This window comes from Amycolatopsis sp. MEPSY49 (assembly GCF_051337345.1).
In the GTDB taxonomy this organism is placed as follows: Bacteria; Actinomycetota; Actinomycetes; order Mycobacteriales; family Pseudonocardiaceae; genus Amycolatopsis.
This window is the reverse complement of the sequence record NZ_JBDLYJ010000001.1, coordinates 211,332-226,642: the sequence shown is the minus strand read 5'-3', so window position 1 is coordinate 226,642 and position 15,311 is coordinate 211,332. Positions and strand designations below refer to the sequence as shown.

Annotated in this window: 14 protein-coding genes and 1 tRNA gene; 9 read left to right on the top strand and 6 right to left on the bottom strand. The window is 71.4% G+C overall.

Annotated elements, in window-relative coordinates; translation table 11 throughout:
* Positions 1-87: 87 nt before the first annotated feature.
* On the top strand, positions 88-1,152 hold the full coding sequence (locus ABFJ78_RS01210) for an N-acetylneuraminate synthase family protein (protein ID WP_436383670.1): 1,065 nt from the start codon (positions 88-90) through the stop codon (positions 1,150-1,152).
* Positions 1,145-2,275 carry a UDP-N-acetylglucosamine 2-epimerase gene (gene neuC, locus ABFJ78_RS01205; protein ID WP_436383669.1) on the top strand — a complete coding sequence of 377 codons (1,131 nt, stop codon included), beginning with the start codon at positions 1,145-1,147 and terminating at the stop codon, positions 2,273-2,275. Before ABFJ78_RS01210 ends, neuC begins: the two co-directional genes overlap by 8 nt.
* On the opposite strand, the gene ABFJ78_RS01200 is transcribed toward neuC, so the two are convergent.
* A complete protein-coding gene (locus ABFJ78_RS01200; RefSeq protein ID WP_436383668.1) occupies positions 2,276-2,950 on the bottom strand; it encodes a cytidylyltransferase domain-containing protein in 675 nt (224 codons plus the stop codon).
* Between the two features lie 164 nt (positions 2,951-3,114).
* Here ABFJ78_RS01200 and ABFJ78_RS01195 point away from each other — a divergent pair, with 164 nt between their 5' ends.
* From ABFJ78_RS01195 to ABFJ78_RS01180, 4 genes are read left to right on the top strand one after another with little or no spacing between them, the layout of a single operon-like run.
* The gene (locus ABFJ78_RS01195; RefSeq protein WP_436383667.1) at positions 3,115-3,744 is read left to right on the top strand and encodes a hypothetical protein; all 630 of its coding nucleotides are present in this window, start codon (positions 3,115-3,117) and stop codon (positions 3,742-3,744) included.
* A complete protein-coding gene (locus ABFJ78_RS01190; protein ID WP_436383665.1) occupies positions 3,741-4,193 on the top strand; it encodes a hypothetical protein in 453 nt (150 codons plus the stop codon). The genes ABFJ78_RS01195 and ABFJ78_RS01190 overlap by 4 nt, the downstream gene beginning before the upstream one ends.
* 53 nt (positions 4,194-4,246) lie before the next feature.
* Complete coding sequence (locus ABFJ78_RS01185) at positions 4,247-5,830, top strand: hypothetical protein (RefSeq protein WP_436383664.1); 1,584 nt, start codon at positions 4,247-4,249, stop codon at positions 5,828-5,830.
* Positions 5,831-5,873: 43 nt separating this feature from the next.
* Positions 5,874-7,019 carry an epoxide hydrolase family protein gene (locus ABFJ78_RS01180; RefSeq protein WP_436383663.1) on the top strand — a complete coding sequence of 382 codons (1,146 nt, stop codon included), beginning with the start codon at positions 5,874-5,876 and terminating at the stop codon, positions 7,017-7,019.
* Between the two features lie 146 nt (positions 7,020-7,165).
* On the opposite strand, the gene ABFJ78_RS01175 is transcribed toward ABFJ78_RS01180, so the two are convergent.
* On the bottom strand, positions 7,166-7,735 hold the full coding sequence (locus tag ABFJ78_RS01175; RefSeq protein ID WP_436383662.1) for a bacterial proteasome activator family protein: 570 nt from the start codon (positions 7,733-7,735) through the stop codon (positions 7,166-7,168).
* A gap of 134 nt (positions 7,736-7,869) precedes the next feature.
* Between ABFJ78_RS01175 and ABFJ78_RS01170 the strand changes: the two genes are divergently transcribed.
* Complete coding sequence (locus tag ABFJ78_RS01170) at positions 7,870-9,069, top strand: cysteine desulfurase-like protein (protein ID WP_436383661.1); 1,200 nt, start codon at positions 7,870-7,872, stop codon at positions 9,067-9,069.
* Here ABFJ78_RS01170 and ABFJ78_RS01165 read toward each other — a convergent pair.
* The gene (locus ABFJ78_RS01165; RefSeq protein ID WP_436383660.1) at positions 9,066-10,043 is read right to left on the bottom strand and encodes an NAD(P)H-quinone oxidoreductase; all 978 of its coding nucleotides are present in this window, start codon (positions 10,041-10,043) and stop codon (positions 9,066-9,068) included. The two genes, ABFJ78_RS01170 and ABFJ78_RS01165, sit on opposite strands and share 4 nt — an antisense overlap.
* An 82-nt stretch (positions 10,044-10,125) precedes the next feature.
* On the opposite strand from ABFJ78_RS01165, the gene ABFJ78_RS01160 reads away from it, so the two are divergent.
* Positions 10,126-11,667 carry a M28 family metallopeptidase gene (locus ABFJ78_RS01160; RefSeq protein ID WP_436383659.1) on the top strand — a complete coding sequence of 514 codons (1,542 nt, stop codon included), beginning with the start codon at positions 10,126-10,128 and terminating at the stop codon, positions 11,665-11,667.
* Between the two features lie 49 nt (positions 11,668-11,716).
* Here ABFJ78_RS01160 and ypfJ read toward each other — a convergent pair whose 3' ends face one another.
* Complete coding sequence (ypfJ, locus tag ABFJ78_RS01155) at positions 11,717-12,643, bottom strand: KPN_02809 family neutral zinc metallopeptidase (protein ID WP_436383658.1); 927 nt, start codon at positions 12,641-12,643, stop codon at positions 11,717-11,719.
* 507 nt (positions 12,644-13,150) lie between these two features.
* Between ypfJ and ABFJ78_RS01150 the strand changes: the two genes are divergently transcribed.
* Positions 13,151-13,624 (top strand): MarR family winged helix-turn-helix transcriptional regulator, encoded by a 474-nt coding sequence (locus ABFJ78_RS01150; protein WP_436383656.1) that lies wholly within the window; start codon positions 13,151-13,153, stop codon positions 13,622-13,624.
* Positions 13,625-13,660: 36 nt separating this feature from the next.
* Here the strand turns inward: ABFJ78_RS01150 and ABFJ78_RS01145 are convergent.
* Together ABFJ78_RS01145 and ABFJ78_RS01140 are read right to left on the bottom strand one after the other, a co-directional pair.
* Positions 13,661-13,747: transfer RNA gene (locus ABFJ78_RS01145), tRNA-Ser, on the bottom strand.
* A 693-nt stretch (positions 13,748-14,440) separates the two neighbouring features.
* Positions 14,441-15,280 (bottom strand): patatin-like phospholipase family protein, encoded by an 840-nt coding sequence (locus ABFJ78_RS01140; RefSeq protein WP_436383654.1) that lies wholly within the window; start codon positions 15,278-15,280, stop codon positions 14,441-14,443.
* Positions 15,281-15,311: the final 31 nt, after the last annotated feature.

Here is a 15,311-nt window from a genome sequence, read left to right as displayed (position 1 = left end):
TGGACGAGGGTACCGATGGGAGGGGCGGCATCTTGACAGGGCACTCGGGTCGGGGGGACGGCCCTGGTGAGGAGACGGGCTAAGGTCGTGAGCGGACCGCAGCCCCGCAGCGACCCGGAGGTCTTCATGTTCATGCTCGGCGAGCACCCGGTCGGTGCCGACCACCCGCCTCTCGTGATCGCCGAAATCGGGATCAACCACGAAGGTGATCCCAAGAAGGCGCACAAGATGGTCGACGACGCCGCGGACGCCGGCGTCCAGGTCGTCAAGATCCAGACCCACGTGGTCGACGACGAGATGATCCCGAACGACGTCGTGCCCGGGAACGCGGACGAGCCGATCTGGGACATGATGAACCGCGTCGCGCTGACCGCCGAGGACGAGCGCGAGATCAAGGCGCACGCCGAGGAGCGCGGGCTCGTCTTCCTGTCGACCCCGTTCTCGCGGGCCGCCGCCGACCGGCTGGCCGACCTCGGCGTCGAGGGTTTCAAGATCGGCTCGGGGGAGTGCAACAACTACCCCCTGATCCGCCACGTCGCTTCGTTCGGCAAGCCGGTCATCCTGTCCACCGGGATGAACGACATCGCGTCCATCACCCCGGCCGTGGAGATCCTGCGCGCGGCGGGCGTGGGGTTCGCGCTGCTGCACTGCACGTCGCTGTATCCGACCCCGCCGGAGCAGGTGCGGCTCGGCGCGCTCGCGGAGCTGCACGCCGCGTTCCCGGACGCCGAACTCGGACTTTCCGACCACACGACCACGATCTACCCGTGCCTGGGCGCGGTCGCGCTGGGTGCGTCGGTGCTGGAGCGGCACTTCACGTCGGACATGAGCTGGCCGGGGCCGGACATCCCCGTCTCGTCGACGCCGGCGGAGTTCAAGCAGCTGGTCGAGGGCTCGCGGCTGATCCACGCCTCCCGTGGCGGGTCGAAGCAGATCCTCGCCGAAGAGCAGCCGACGATCGACTTCGCGTACGCCTGCGTCGTCACCACGAAGGACGTCGCCGAGGGTGAGGCCCTGACCACGGAGAACATCTGGGTCAAGCGCCCGGGCACCGGCGAAATCAAGGCCAAGGACTACGAGAGCCTGCTCGGCCGGGCCGTCACGCGGGCGCTGCCCGCGAACACGCAGGTGAGCTGGGCGGACCTTGGCTGAGCCAGGGCGGCGTGAGGTCCTCTTCCTCACCGGGACCCGCGCCGACTTCGGGAAGCTGCGCGACGTCATGCTCGCCGTGCAGAAGAGCTCGGTGCTGTCCGCCCGCATCGTGGTCACCGGCATGCACATGCTGCGCAGCTACGGCTACACCGTGCGGGAGATCGAGCTGGCCGGGCTGGAGCGGCTGCACCTGATCCCGAACCAGATCGAGGACGAGCCGATGGCGCTCGTGCTGGCGAACACCGTCCAGGCGCTGGCCAGGCTCGTGCACGAAGAGCAGCCGGCCGCGATCGTCGTGCACGGCGACCGCGTCGAAGCGCTCGCCGGCGCCATCGTCGGGTCGCTGGCGAACGTGCGGGTCGTGCACATCGAAGGCGGCGAGGTCAGCGGCACCATCGACGACGTGATCCGGCACTCCCTGTCGAAGCACGCCCACGTGCACCTCGTCGCCAACGAGCAGGCCCGCCGACGGCTGCTGCAGCTCGGCGAGGAGGAGGACCGGATCTTCGTCGTCGGCAGCCCCGAGGTGGACGTCCTGACGTCGGCGCGGCTGCCCGACCTCGACGAGGTGCGCCGCCACTACGAGATCCCCTTCACCGACTACGGCCTGCTCGCGCTGCACCCGGTGACCACGGAACGCGACCTCAACCGGCGCAACGCGGCCGCGGTGGTCGACGCCGTGCTGGCCGAGGGCAACTGGGTCGTCATCGACCCGAACAACGACGAAGGCTGCCGCGAAATCCGGAGCGAGCTCGACCGGCTCGCCGGCCCGCGGTTCGTGCGCCTGCCGTCGATGCGCTTCGAGTACTTCATCACGCTGATGAAGCACGCGGCCGTCGTGCTGGGGAACTCCAGCGCCGGGGTCCGGGAGGCGCCCGTGCTGGGCACGCCGTCGGTGACCGTCGGCACCCGTCAGCGCAACCGGGCGGTCGCGCCCAGCGTACTGGCGGTCGACCCGACGGCGGAGGCGGTCGTCGCCGGGGTCGCCAAGGCCCGCGCGATGGGCCGCTGCGAGCCGCACACGGCGTTCGGCGAGCCCGGCGCGCACCGCCGCATCGTCGAGCTCCTCGAGGGCGACGAGCTTTGGCGGCCCTCGCTGTACAAGGCGTTCGTGGACCGCTAGTCAGCGGGCGGCGCGTTGCTCGGCCAGCTCGAGATCGGCGGCGGAGTCGATGTCGATCGCCCGTTCCACCGGCACGAACTGCGGCCGCACCTCCGGGATGAAGAACCGCTCGTGCTTGCGCAGATCGCCCGCCCGCACCAGGTAGATGCCGCCGGTGGGCCGCAGCACCGCGGGCAGGACCTGGCGGGGCGCTTCGAGGTCCGCCCAGTCCCGCACCGGCGCGATGCCGCCGCCCGGCGTTTCCAGGCAGACCTTCAGCGGGTGGTGGTCGGTCGAGCGGCACATCTGCACGACCGAGCCGGTCGGCCGGTCGCCGTGGATGTCGAGGCACTCGATGATGTCGCCGGCGGTCCGCAACGGCGAGGTGGGCTGCAGCAGCAGGACCAGCGTTTCGTCGGAAACTTCCAGTGCGTCGAGCGCGTGCAGCACGGCGGGCAGGGTCCGGCTGGTCGCCTCCGCGAGGTGGGCGGGCCGGTCGACGATCCGGGCGCCCTCGGCGGCCGCGGCACCGGCGATCTCGGCGTCGTCGGTGGTGACGACGACGTCGGTGACCCCGGCCGCGACGGCGGTGTGCACCGTGTGCGCGACGAGGGGACGCCCCCGGAACGGCACCAGGTTCTTGCCCGGCAGCCCGACGGACCCCCCTCTCGCCGGGACGATGGCCAGCGCGGTCACAGAGCACCCCTTACGAGTGACGATCGTGGTCTGTCGGCTATTGTCCGTCTGCTCGGCTGCCGCCTGACGGCGGCCCCGGTCACCGATGCCATGGGGAAGCGATGAATCGGACTCAGTTCGCGGGCGAATCGCCGCGGCAGCTCGACGAGGGTGATACCGGTCGCATGCTCCAGCAACTGCTGCAGTCCTACGCCCGCGGGCAGCGCGTGGAGACGATCGCGGTGGTCGGCAACGCGCCGATGGCGCCCGACGCCGAGCGGGCCGCGCTTATCGACGGCAGTGACCTCGTGTTCCGGATGACGACGTTCGCGCTGGACGAGCCGGACGCCGAACCCACCTACGGCCACCGCACCGACGTCGTCGTGATCCACCGCGGTGTGATCGTCTCGCCGTACACGTTCGCCGACTACACCTCGCGCCTCTACCTGCTGGCCGAGCCGGGCCGGTTGTTCTGGGAACCGGAGACCCTGCCCGACTGGTGGCCCGCCGACCTGGGGTTCGTGCCGATCTCGAACCGCAGGTTCGTGCTGCCGCTGTCGCGGTTGCTCGGCCTCTCGGCCGACGAACACGTCTGGGCCACGACCGGCACCCTGGTGGCGTACCTGTGCCGGGAGCTGTTCCCCGACGCGTTGGTCCGGATGACCGGGGTTTCGATCGTCGACCGACCCGACCAGACCGATTTCGAGCACGCTTGGGGCAGCAAGGTCGGTGTGACGGCGGAGCACCGCCTGCACGCCGAGGCCCGGCTGCTGAGCAAGTGGCGTGACTCCGGGAGAATCGAGATATTGCCGTGAGTGGTTTCCAGGGCGCGATTTCGCGGGCGAAAGAGCTCGTTCGCGCGGCGGGGCGGCCGGTGTCCGTGCGGCTGCGCCCGCGCATCGAGTACATCGCGATGGAGCGGCTGCGTCCCGAGCTGGACGCGCTGCACGCCGACCTCGCCAAGCTGCGCCACGACGTCGAGCAGGCCACCAAGGACCTCGACGGGCACGTGAAGTGGCTCTACGACGAGCAGCGCCGGCTGGCGCCCCACCTCGCGGCGCTCGAAGCGCGCGTCGCGGCCTTCGAGCGGCCCGGCTCGGTCGCCCGGCTCGCGGACCGGCTCGAGTACTCGGCCGACGAAGCCGACGAGGTACGCGCCGAGCACGCCCGCATCAGGGCTCGCCTCGCGGCGGTTTCGAAGTACGAAGAGCGGCTGGCCCGGCTGGAAGAAGCCGTTGCCGCCAAACCCGAGGCGGGCAGCTGACGCTGCGGTGGTCCTCGCGCTGGTGGGGACTGCTGCTCCTGGCTCCGCTCGCGGTGACGGTCGGGTGGACCGGTCTGGACCACGACGTCCGGTTCGTCCTCGGCACCCTGGAGACGGCCGGGCGCGCGGGGTTCGCGCCGCCGGAAGTCTTCGTGCACCGGCCGATGGCCTACCGGCTGGTGCTCGCGCTGGCGGACGCCGGGGACTCGCTGCCGCTTCCCGGCCGGGAAGCGCTGGTCCGAGTGCTGGCGTTGCTCGTCGTTCTCGGCGTGTCCGTGCTGTTGCGCGCGGGCCTGCTCCGCTGCCGGCTGCCCGGGGAGGCGTCCGCGGTCGCGGCACTCACTGGCGGCGCCCTCGCGTTGGCGCCGAACTGGGACTTCCTGCAGCCGGAATGGCTGGCCGCGGTGTTCGCGACGGCCGCCGTCGGAGCCGCGCTCCGAATCCGGCAGCCGGCGATGGCTGTCCCGGCCGGCGCGGTGCTGCTGGCGTTGACGGTGCTGGTCAAGTACACGACGGTGCCGACGGCACTGGTGGCGCTCGGCGTGCTCGCGGTGCTCGACCGGCGCCGAGCGTGGCTCACGGCCCTTTTCAGCGTGCCGATCTGCGTGGGTCTGTTCGCGATCACGGTTCTGGTCGAACCACGCGAGTGGCGGTGGTTCGGCGAGCTGTCCCGTCTCAACGGCGGCAGCCCGCTCAGCCGGGGCCTGGCTTGGAGCGACGCGCGGGCGCTGGTCGAGGTGATGCTCAACGAAGCGGTGCTCGTGCCGTTCGTGGCTCTTCTCCCCGTCAGCGTGGTAGTGCTGGCGCGGCTGGCACCGGACCGCCGCACCCGCCTTGCGTGGGCCTTGCTGCCGGCGGCGGCGGTGCTCGTGGTGCTGGCGGCCGTGGTGGTCCAAGGGCAGTGGTTCCAGTACCACCTCGCGGCGCTGGTGCCGTTCGCCGCGGGATTGTGGGGGCTAGCGGTGGCCCGATGGTCCGCGGCTCACGGAGGCCCGCCGTGGGCGCTCGTCCTGCCGGCGTTGGCGCTCGGGGTCGGGGTGCCGATCGTCTCGTCGGCGTCGACGGAGTGGCGGCTCGCGCACGGGACCGCCGTCTACGCGGCGCTGGCGGCGGTGGTGGCCGTCTCCGTACTGGCCGCGCTCAGGGAACGGGCCCGGACGTGGCCGGCGCTGGCGGTGTTCGGGGTCGTAGCGGTGCTCGCCGTACCTGCGTGGCCCGCGGCACCCTACTCGTTCGACGCGGTCCACCCGGACTACACGAACTCGGAACGCGTGACGGCGGCGCGGCTCGACGAGCGGCTGATCGAGCCGGTGCGCGCCCGGATCGGCGCGGACACACCCGTGCTGTACCTGGCCTTCGGCGACATGGCGTACTTCGTCGGCAACCCGGCCCCGTGCCGCTACCCGGCGCCGGTGTTCGTGCAGCGCGGCGGTTTCATCCCGGCCGTGCGCGAACTGGAGAGCTACCGGGAAAACCTCGAGTGCCTCACGCGGACGAACGCCGAGTACCTGGTGGTCCAGCCATCCTGGTTGTCACTGGACCGCCTGCCCGCGGACATCGCCGACAGCTTGCGCACCCGCTTCGACTGCGACCACGCTTTGTCTGCGGCCGAACTGGTGATCTGCCCGCGTCGCTAGCTCGAGGACCGGATCTGTCCGCGATAGCTCCTACTCTCGGAGTATGACGATCAAGCCGTTCCGCATCGACGTTCCCCAGGCCGACCTCGACGACCTCCGCGCGCGGCTCGCGAACACGCGCTGGCCCGACCAGCCCGCCGACGCCGGCTGGCGGCTCGGGGCGCCGGTCGACTACGTGCGTGAGCTGGCCGAGTACTGGCGTACCGGCTTCGACTGGCGGGCGCAGGAGGAGCGGATCAACGGCTTCCCGCAGTTCACGACGTCGATCGACGGGACGACCGTCCACTTCCTGCACGTGGTCTCGCCGGAGCCGGGTGCGACGCCGGTGCTCTTGACCCACGGCTGGCCGGGCTCGATCGTCGAGTTCCTGGACGTCATCGGGCCCCTGACGGACCCGCGCGCGTACGGCGGCGACCCTGCGGACGCGTTGACGGTGGTCGTGCCGTCCATCCCGGGCTACGGCTTCTCGGGCCCGACCCCGACGCCGGACTGGGGTCCGGACCGGATCGCGCGGGCGTTCGCCTCGCTGATGACGCTGCTGGGCTACGAGCGTTTCGGCGCCCACGGCGGCGACTGGGGCGCGATCATCTCGCGCGAGCTGGCGATCCAGTTCCCGTCGCGGTTGTTGGGAATCCACGTGACGATGCTGGCGTCGGCGGTGGCGCGTTCGTCGGCGGACCTGGACGGCCTGACCGGCGAGGAACTGGCCGCCGGCCGCCGGTCGCTGGAGAAGGGGCAGGCGTTCTCGGCGTCGGGCACGGGGTACGCGATCATCCAGGCGACCAAGCCGCAAACGCTTGCGTACGGCCTGCACGACTCACCGGCGGGCCAGCTGGCGTGGATCGCCGAGAAGTTCCGTTCGTTCTCGAACACGTCGGTGGACCTGATCGACCGAGACGACCTGCTGGCGGACGTGTCGATTTATTGGTTCACGGAGACGGCGAACTCGTCGGCCCGGCTGTACGCGGCGTTGACGGGCGGCTGGGGCGCGCCGCCGGCGTCGAACACGGTCCCGACCGGAGTGGCGGTCTTCCCCGACGACATCGGCTTGCCGATCCGGACGTTGGCAGAGCGGACGGACAAGATCGTGCGCTGGACGGAGTTCCCGAGGGGCGGGCATTTCGCGGCGTTGGAGGAGCCGGACGCCTTGATCGGCGACATACGCGAGTTCTTCCGCTCGCTGAGCTGAGGGCCACAACGAGGGAAGGCGGCCCCCGCCCTTCCCTGGGGGGCGTCCCCTTGGCCAGTCTACCGGCGCCCGGGGACAAAACCCGCCCCAAAGCGAGTTGTCCACAGAGGTTGTCCACAGGCCCCCCGGTCTGTGGACAACCTCCGTCAGAGGTACTGGCCCGTTCCCGAAATCCCCGGCCCGTGCCCATCGTGTCCATGCCCCGCAGCCGCCGAAGGCCCCGCAGGCAGCCCCCGCCGCATCTGCTCCAGCTGGACCCGGGCCGCCATCTGCTGGGCGAACAGCGCCGTCTGGATTCCGCTGAACAACCCCTCCAGCCACCCCACCAGCTGCGCCTGGGCGATGCGCAGCTCGGCGTCCGATGGCGTCGAGTCGTCCGTGAACGGGCGGACCAGGCGCTCCAGCTCGTCCTGGAGCTCCGGCGCCAGCGACGCCGCCAGCTCCTTCACCGACGTCTGGTGGATCTCGCGCACCCGGGTGCGGGACGCGTCGTCCAGCGGGGCCGCGCGGACCTCCTCCAGCAGCTGCTTGATCATCGTGCCGATGCGCATCACCTTCGCCGGTTCTTCGACGAGGTCGCCCACCGACTCGGGGTGCTCGCCGTCCGGGGAGGTCGCGCCCACCGGGGTGCCGTCCGGGCCCACGACCACCACGTGGGGTGAAGATTCCTGGCCAGCGTCACCGGCTGTGAAGTTCGGCTCGGTCATGTGCTCCATCCTGGCTTGCGTCCGCCACGCTCCGCGACACCCGAGGGGTGTCCGTCTCCGAGCGTAGCGGCTGAACGGGTTCCCGGTGGCTCTCCACCCAACCCCGGGCGCGCGGCGAAACCGCACGTCCGTACGGTGTCCCCATGGCGTTCGACGTCGCTCGTATCCGTGGGCTCTTTCCCGCGCTGGGTGACGGCTGGATTCACTTCGACGGCGCCGCCGGAATGCTGGTCCCGGAACAGGTCGCTTCGGCCGTTTCCACGGCGATGCGCGCCCCGGTGTCCGGGCCGGGCGGAGCGTTTCCGGCCTCACAGCGCGCGGAAAGCATCGTGACCGCGGCCCGCCGGGCCGTGGCCGACCTGGTCGGGGCCGACCCGGCCGCCGTCGTGCTCGGGCCCAGCGCGCCGGTGATGCTGCGCCGGCTCTGCGACGCGCTCGCCGAGCGCTGGACCATCGGCGACGAAGTCGTCGTGTCGAGGCTCGACGAACAGGCCAACCTCGCGCCGTGGCAGCGGGCCGCGAAGCGCGTCGGTGCCGTCGTGCGCTGGGGCGAGATCGACATTGAAACGTGCGAACTGCCCGCGTGGCAGTACGAGCAGCTCGTGTCGGCGCGCACCAAGGCCGTCGCGGTCACGCTCGCGTCCGGGTCCGTCGGCACCCGGCCGGACGTGCCGACCATCATCGAGTTCGCCAAGCGCGTCGGCGCGCTGGTCGTCGTCGACGCCACCTACGCCGCGCCGTTCCTGCCGCTGGACATCAACGCGCTCGGCGCCGACGTCATGGTCGTGTCCGCGCAGGCGTGGGGCGGCCCGTCGGTGGGCGCGCTCGTCTTCCGCGACCCCGACCTGATCGAGCGGATCTCGTCGGTCTCGCTCGACCCGATGGCGCGCGGCGCCGCCCGCCTCGAACTCGGCCCGCACGCCTACCCGCTGCTGGCCGGCTTGATCGCGTCGATCGACTACCTCGCCGGTCTCGACGACGCCGCCACCGGGTCACGCCGCGAGCGGCTGGTCACCTCGCTCGGCTCGGCGAAGTCCTACCACGCCGGGCTGCTCCAGCAGCTGTCCACGGAACTGCTGTCGCTGCGGCACATCATGGTCATCGGCAACGCCATGCGCCGCATCCCCGCGCTCGCCTTCGCGGTCGCCGGCAAGAAGGCACCCGAGGTCGCCGAATACCTGGCTTCGCAAGGGTTGTGCGCCTTCGCCGACGACGGGACCGCAGGCGTCTTCGCGTCACTGGGCGTCGGAGAGGTGGGCGGCGCCGTGCGGATCGGGCTCGCCCACTACTCCAACGTCTTCGAAATCAACCAGCTCGTCCGGGTCCTCGAAGAACTCCGCTAGGACTTCGCCGCCAGCAGGATCTTCCCGAACACCGACCCCTCTTCCAGGGCGCGGTGCGCGGACGCCGCTTCGGCCATCGGCACGACCTGGCCGACGATCGGCTTCACCAAACCGTCGGACACCAGCGGCCACAGGCGTTCCCGGACGTCGGCGACGATCGCCGCCTTCTGGTCCAGCGGCCGGAAGCGCAGGCCCGCCGCGAACACCGACGCCCGCTTGCCGAGCAGCGCGCCGACGTTCAGCTCGCCCTTCACCCCGCCCTGCATGCCGATGATCACCAGGCGGCCGTCCTGCTGCAGCGCGTCGACGTTGCGGCCGAGGTAGGACGCGCCCATGTTGTCGAGGATGACGTTCGCGCCACCCGTTTCCTTCTTGAGGACCTCGACGAAGTCCTGTTCCTTGTAGTTGATCGTGAGGTCGGCGCCGAGCTGGCGGCAGCTCTCGAGGCGGTCGGCCGAACCCGCGGTGACGGCGACGGTCGCGCCCAGCGCCTTGCCGACCTGGATGGCGTGCGTGCCGATCCCGCCGGCGCCGCCGTGCACCAGCAGCACCTCGCCCTCGGTGAGCTTCGCGTGCATCACGACGTTCGCCCACACCGTGCACGCCACCTCGGGCAGCCCGGCCGCGGCGATCAGCTCGACCTCGCCCGGCACCGGCAGCAGCTGCCCGGCCGGGATGACGGCCTTCTCCGCGTAGCCGCCGCCCGCGAGCAGCGCGCAGACCTCGTCGCCGACGTTCCAGCCTTCGACGCCCTCGCCGAGTTCCGCGATGGTTCCCGAGCATTCGAGGCCGAGGGTTTCGCTCGCGCCCGGCGGCGGCGGGTAGTGGCCTTGGCGCTGCAGGAGGTCCGCCCGGTTCACCGCGCTCGCCGCGACGTCCACCAGCACTTCGCCGGGGCCGGGACGCGGATCCGCGACCTCCGCCCACTCGAGAACTTCCGGGTCACCTGGTTCACGGATGGTGATCGCGTACATGTGTCGACTGTATACCGGGGCCCGAAGTTCCCGCCGAATGACGCATTGACGAACTTCTCATCCGGAACAAAGGTGAGCAACCATGTCACTCTTCCGAAAGAGATTCCTCCCGCCGGTGGCCATCGCCGCCGGCGCGACGCTGGTGCTCGGCCTCACCCCGGCCGCCGCCGCGACGACGGTCCCCGAAGGTCCCGCCCTGGCGAAGCAGCTCGTCAAGAAGGTCGACGTCAACGGCGTCAACCGGCACCTGATCGCGCTGCAGCGGATCGCCGACACCAACGGCGGCACGCGGGCGGCGAGCACCGAAGGCCACCAGAAGTCCGCCGAGTACATCGCGACCAAGCTCGAGGCGGCCGGCTTCCAGGTGACCCGCCAGGAGTTTCCGTTCACCTACTCGGAAACCCTGGCCGAGAAGCTGACCGCGGGCGGCCAGGACGTCCCGGTCATCGCGATGGAGTACACCGTTTCGACGCCCGTCGGCGGCATCACCGCGCCGCTCGCCGTGATCGCCGTCGACGACACCAGCGGCTGTGAGGCCACCGACTACACCGCGGACGTCGCGGGCAAGATCGCGCTGATCAAGCGCGGCGGCTGCTCGTTCGCGCAGAAGCAGCAGACCGCCGCGGCGGCGGGCGCGATCGGCGCCATCGTCTACAACAACACCGACGGTCCCGTGAACGGGACGCTCGGCGGCCCGGAGAACGCGAAGATCCCGACCGGCGGCGTGACGGCGGCCGCGGGGGCGCAGCTGGCCGCGCTCGGCGGGCAGAACGTGACCCTGGAGCTGCGCACCTTCCAGGAAGCGCGGACCAGCTACAACGTCATCGCCGAGACCAAGACCGGGCGCAAGGACAACGTCGTGATGCTGGGGTCGCACCTCGACAGCGTCCCGGCGGGCCCGGGCATCAACGACAACGGCACCGGTTCCGCGGCCCTGCTCGAGACCGCGCTGCAGCTGGGGAGCAGCCCGAAGGTCAACAACGGCGTCCGCTTCGGCTTCTGGAGCGCGGAGGAGTTCGGCCTGATCGGCTCGACCTACTACGTCGACCAGCTGAGCTTCGAGCAGCAGCTCGACATCGCGCTGTACCTGAACTTCGACATGATCGGCTCGCCGAACGCCGGCTACTTCGCCTACGACGGCGACAACTCCGACGGCGTCGGCGCGGGCGCCGGCCCGTACGGCTCGGCGCAGATCGAGAAGACCTTCGTCGACTTCATGCAGGCCGCGCGAGGCGTGTCGCTCGAAGGCACCGACTTCACCGGCCGCTCGGACTACGGCGAGTTCATCGCCGTCGGCATCCCGGCGGGTGGCCTGGACACCGGCGCCGAGGTGCTGAAGACCCCGGCGCAGGCGGCGAAGTGGGGCGGCACGGCCGGCATCGCGTTCGACCCGTGCTACCACCAGGCCTGCGACAACCTGGGCAACGTCGACCGGGTCGCGCTGGACCGCAACGCGGACGGCGTCGCCTGGGCCCTCGGCGTCTACGCGACGAGCACCGAGAGCATCAACGGCGTCCAGCCGGGCAAGAGCAAGACGGCCAAGCAGAAGGCCGCCGAACGCGGCGCGCAGCGGAACTTCTCCGCCCGCGCCGTCGCCGGTGACCCGCACGCGCTGACCGCGTAACGACGGAAAAGGGGCCGTCCCAGCACTGGGACGGCCCCTTTTCCGTGTCTCAGCCCAGGCTGTTCGTGCCGAAGGTGTCGCAGCGGGCCGGGTCGCCGGTCTGGAAGCCGGTGGTGAACCACTTCTTGCGCTGCGCGGACGTGCCGTGGGTGAACTTCGAACGGTCGACCTGGCCGCCGCCGAGGTTTTGCTGGATGTAGTCGTCGCCGATGCGGGACGCGGTGTCCAGCGCCGACGCGATGTCGTCCTGCGTGACGTCGGTGATCAGCGGCTTGCCGCTCTCGGTCGGCGTCGTCGAGGCGTGGTTGGCCCAGACGCCGGCGTAGCAGTCGGCCTGCAGTTCCAAACGCACCGAACCGGACGTCGGGCCGGTGCCGGTGCCCTTCTTCGACGTGCCGAGCAGGTTCTGCACGTGGTGGCCGTATTCGTGGGCGAGCACGTAGGCCTCGGTGAAGAGGCCGCCCTGCGCGCCGAACCGGGACTTCAGCTCGTCGAAGAAGGAGAGGTCGATGTAGACCTCGGAGTCGGCCGGGCAGTAGAACGGGCCGGTGTCGGAGGTGGCGCTGCCGCAACCGGTGCGCACGCCGCCGTTGAAGAAGTTGGTCGGCGCCTTGCGGTAGGTCGAGCCGGAGCGGGAGAACTGCTGCGTCCAGTAGTCCTGGACGGAGTTGACGATCGCGACGATCGCGCAGTCGTGGTTCTTGTTGGCGTCCGCGCCGGTCCGGCACTCGCTGGAGAGCTTCGAGTTGTCGACCTGCTGGCCGGCGCCGACGCCGCCGAGCCCGCCGCTCAGGCCGCTGCCGCCGGTGCTCACCCCGCCGAGCTGGGAGAGCACGAAGTAGATGATCACCCCGACGACGCCCAACCCGCCGCCGCCGAGCGCAACGCGGCCGCCGATCCCGCCGCCGCCTCCACCGCTTCCGCGCAGGTCCTGGACTTCGGAGGCGTCCAGGCCGGCGTCGTCGTCGAATCTCACTGGTGAATGTTAACGAGCCTGGGCCCGGCCGTCGCGCTGGCGGCCGAACCCAGGCTCTGTACCGAGGTTTGTCTTTGGTCGAGCGGTTGGCCGCGACCGGGCCGGCGTTCAGGCGCTGTCGTCACGACTGCCGAGGTCGTGACCCGATACAGGCCCGATCGACGCCGTATGCGTGAACGCATGGAAGCCCGCGCGTGTGGCTGTTCGCAGTCGCGCCCGGCCCGTTTGTGAACCGTTCCGGTCGCGGGGACACAGCCGGCGGTCAACCGCGAGGATCACCCGCCACGCAACCACCTGACCTCTCCCGGCGGGGAGCCGGGCCGGCACGTCACCGTCGCCGCGCCTTACCCTGGCCGACCATCCGCCGACAAGCAGAATGCGCCTTTTCCGGCCGAGTCTCAACCTTTTCGTAACCCCACCTTCGGGCGATGTTGCGGCCGCGTTTTCAGCCGCGCGCAGTTCGGACTCGGACCGCGCGGTCCCTTGATCAGCGTTCTAGGCTGCCTTATGAGCGAGGAGCGGCCTGTGCGTTGGTTGAACGAAGCCGAGATGGCGGCGTGGCGCTCCTACATCGTGGCGACGCTGCGGTTGCGGCAGCGGCTGCACCGCGAACTGGCCGAACGGCACGACGTGTCGCTCACCGACTACGAGGTGCTCGTCTGCCTGGAGATGCAGGACGGCCACCGGATGCGGATGTCGGAGCTGGCGGTGCTGATGGGGTCGACGAAGAGCCGGCTGTCCCACCAGGTCGGCCGCCTCGAGGACGCGGGCGTGGTCCGGCGCGTGCGCGACCCGGAGGACAAGCGCGGCGTCATCACGGAACTGACGGAAGAGGGCAAGGCCCTGCTGGAGAAGGCGGCGCCGACGCACGTGGAAGGGGTGCGCGAGCACCTGATCGACCTGCTGAGCCCCGAGGAGCAGGCGACGATCGCCGCGGCGTTCGACCGGGTGCTGGGTCACTTGTCCGACGTGGAGGGCTGAACCCGGGCGCGGCTACTCCGCGCCCGGGGTCCGGAGCGGTAGCGGTGGGATTCGAACCCACGGAGAGGTTGCCCCCTCGCATGTTTTCAAGACATGTTCCTTCGGCCGCTCGGACACGCTACCTCGCCCCACGAGGGTAGCCGACGAAGTTCGCGGAGCTGCCCGGGCGGCCTTCCGGCGCGGGACGCGATGGGCTCGCCGAGGGCGGGTGTGGTTGCCCGGGCGCGGGTTCCGGCATGGGCCGAGGCGGGGGCGCGGTTGCCTTGGCGGCTTCCGGCGCGGGGACGGCCGACGCCCGGCGCGGAGCCGCCCGGCTCGGCGCCGCCTGGCCTGGCCAGCCCGCCGAGCGCTTCCCGGGCCGCCGGCCTCATCGCAAACCCGGGCTCGCCGTAACCCCGGCTCACCGCAACCCGGCTCGTCGCAAACCCCGGCCCACCGCGACCCCGGCTCACCGCGACCCCGGCTCGCCGCGACCCCGGCTCGTGGCAAACCCCGGCCCACCGCGACCCCGGCTCACCGCGACCCCGGCTCCGTCGCAACCCCGGCTCGCCGCGACCCCGGCTCGTGGCAAACCCCGGCCCCCCGCGACCCCGGCTCACCGCGACCCCGGCGCGCCGCGACCCCGGCACGTGGCAAACCCCGGCCCCCCCCGACCCCGGCTCACCGCGACCCCGGCTCGCCGCGACCCCGGCTCGTGGCAAACCCCGGCCCCCCGCGACCCCGGCTCACCGCGACCCCGGCTCCGTCGCAACCCCGGCTCGCCGCGACCCCGGCTCGTGGCAAACCCCGGCCCCGCCGCACCCCGCCCTGCCCGGCCTAACTCCAGCTGAGCGTCAAAGCCGCCCCTTGCGCCCTCCCCGCCTCCGCGGCCGGTGTCCGGGTCGCCGGGTCCAGCGGGTTCTCGCCGATCGCCGCCACCGATGCCTCGTCCGGGGTGATCAGCGTGACCTCCGCGCCCGCCGCGCGCAGGTCGTCCAGCACCTCCGGCAACGGCTTCTCCATCGGCAACGGCGAGTCCACCCCCAGCGGTGCCACCACCGTCACGCGCGTGTATCCCGTCGCGTAGTCCGCGTTCTCCGCCGAGCGGACACCGCCGTCGACATACCGCCGGCCCTCGATCGTCACCGCCGGCCAGACGCCCGGGACCGCGCAGCTCGCCGCCACCGCGTCCACCAGGGACACCCCCGATGCCTTGTCGAACCGCCGGGGCTCGCCGGTCTCCGCGTCCACCGCCACGATCACCAGCCGCTGCTCCGGCCACTCGTGCACCGGCAGCCGCGCCTCGATCACCGCGCGACGGTCCACTTCGGACACCGTGTCGGCCGCCAGCGCCATCTTGCCCACCGCGCGGCGGACCTCCGCCGGGTCCGTCGAGCCCGTGACCGCGCCGCCGAAGTCGGCCGCGAACTTCTCGAAGTCGATCTCCGCCGGGATCTCCGGGGTCTGGCGCGCCGGATCCACCTGGCGCGCGTACAGCTCCTCCACCGCGGTACCGCTCGTCACCTGCGCCGCGACGACCGAGCCCGCCGACGTCCCGACGAGCAGGTCCGCGCCCGTCAGGTCCTGGCCGTGCTCGGCCAGCCCCGCGAGCAACCCCGTCGTCCACGCGATCCCGGCGACCCCGCCGCCACCCAAAACCAAAGCCTGTCCGCCCATGCGGGCAGCCTAGCGAGGGGGTCCGACAAAA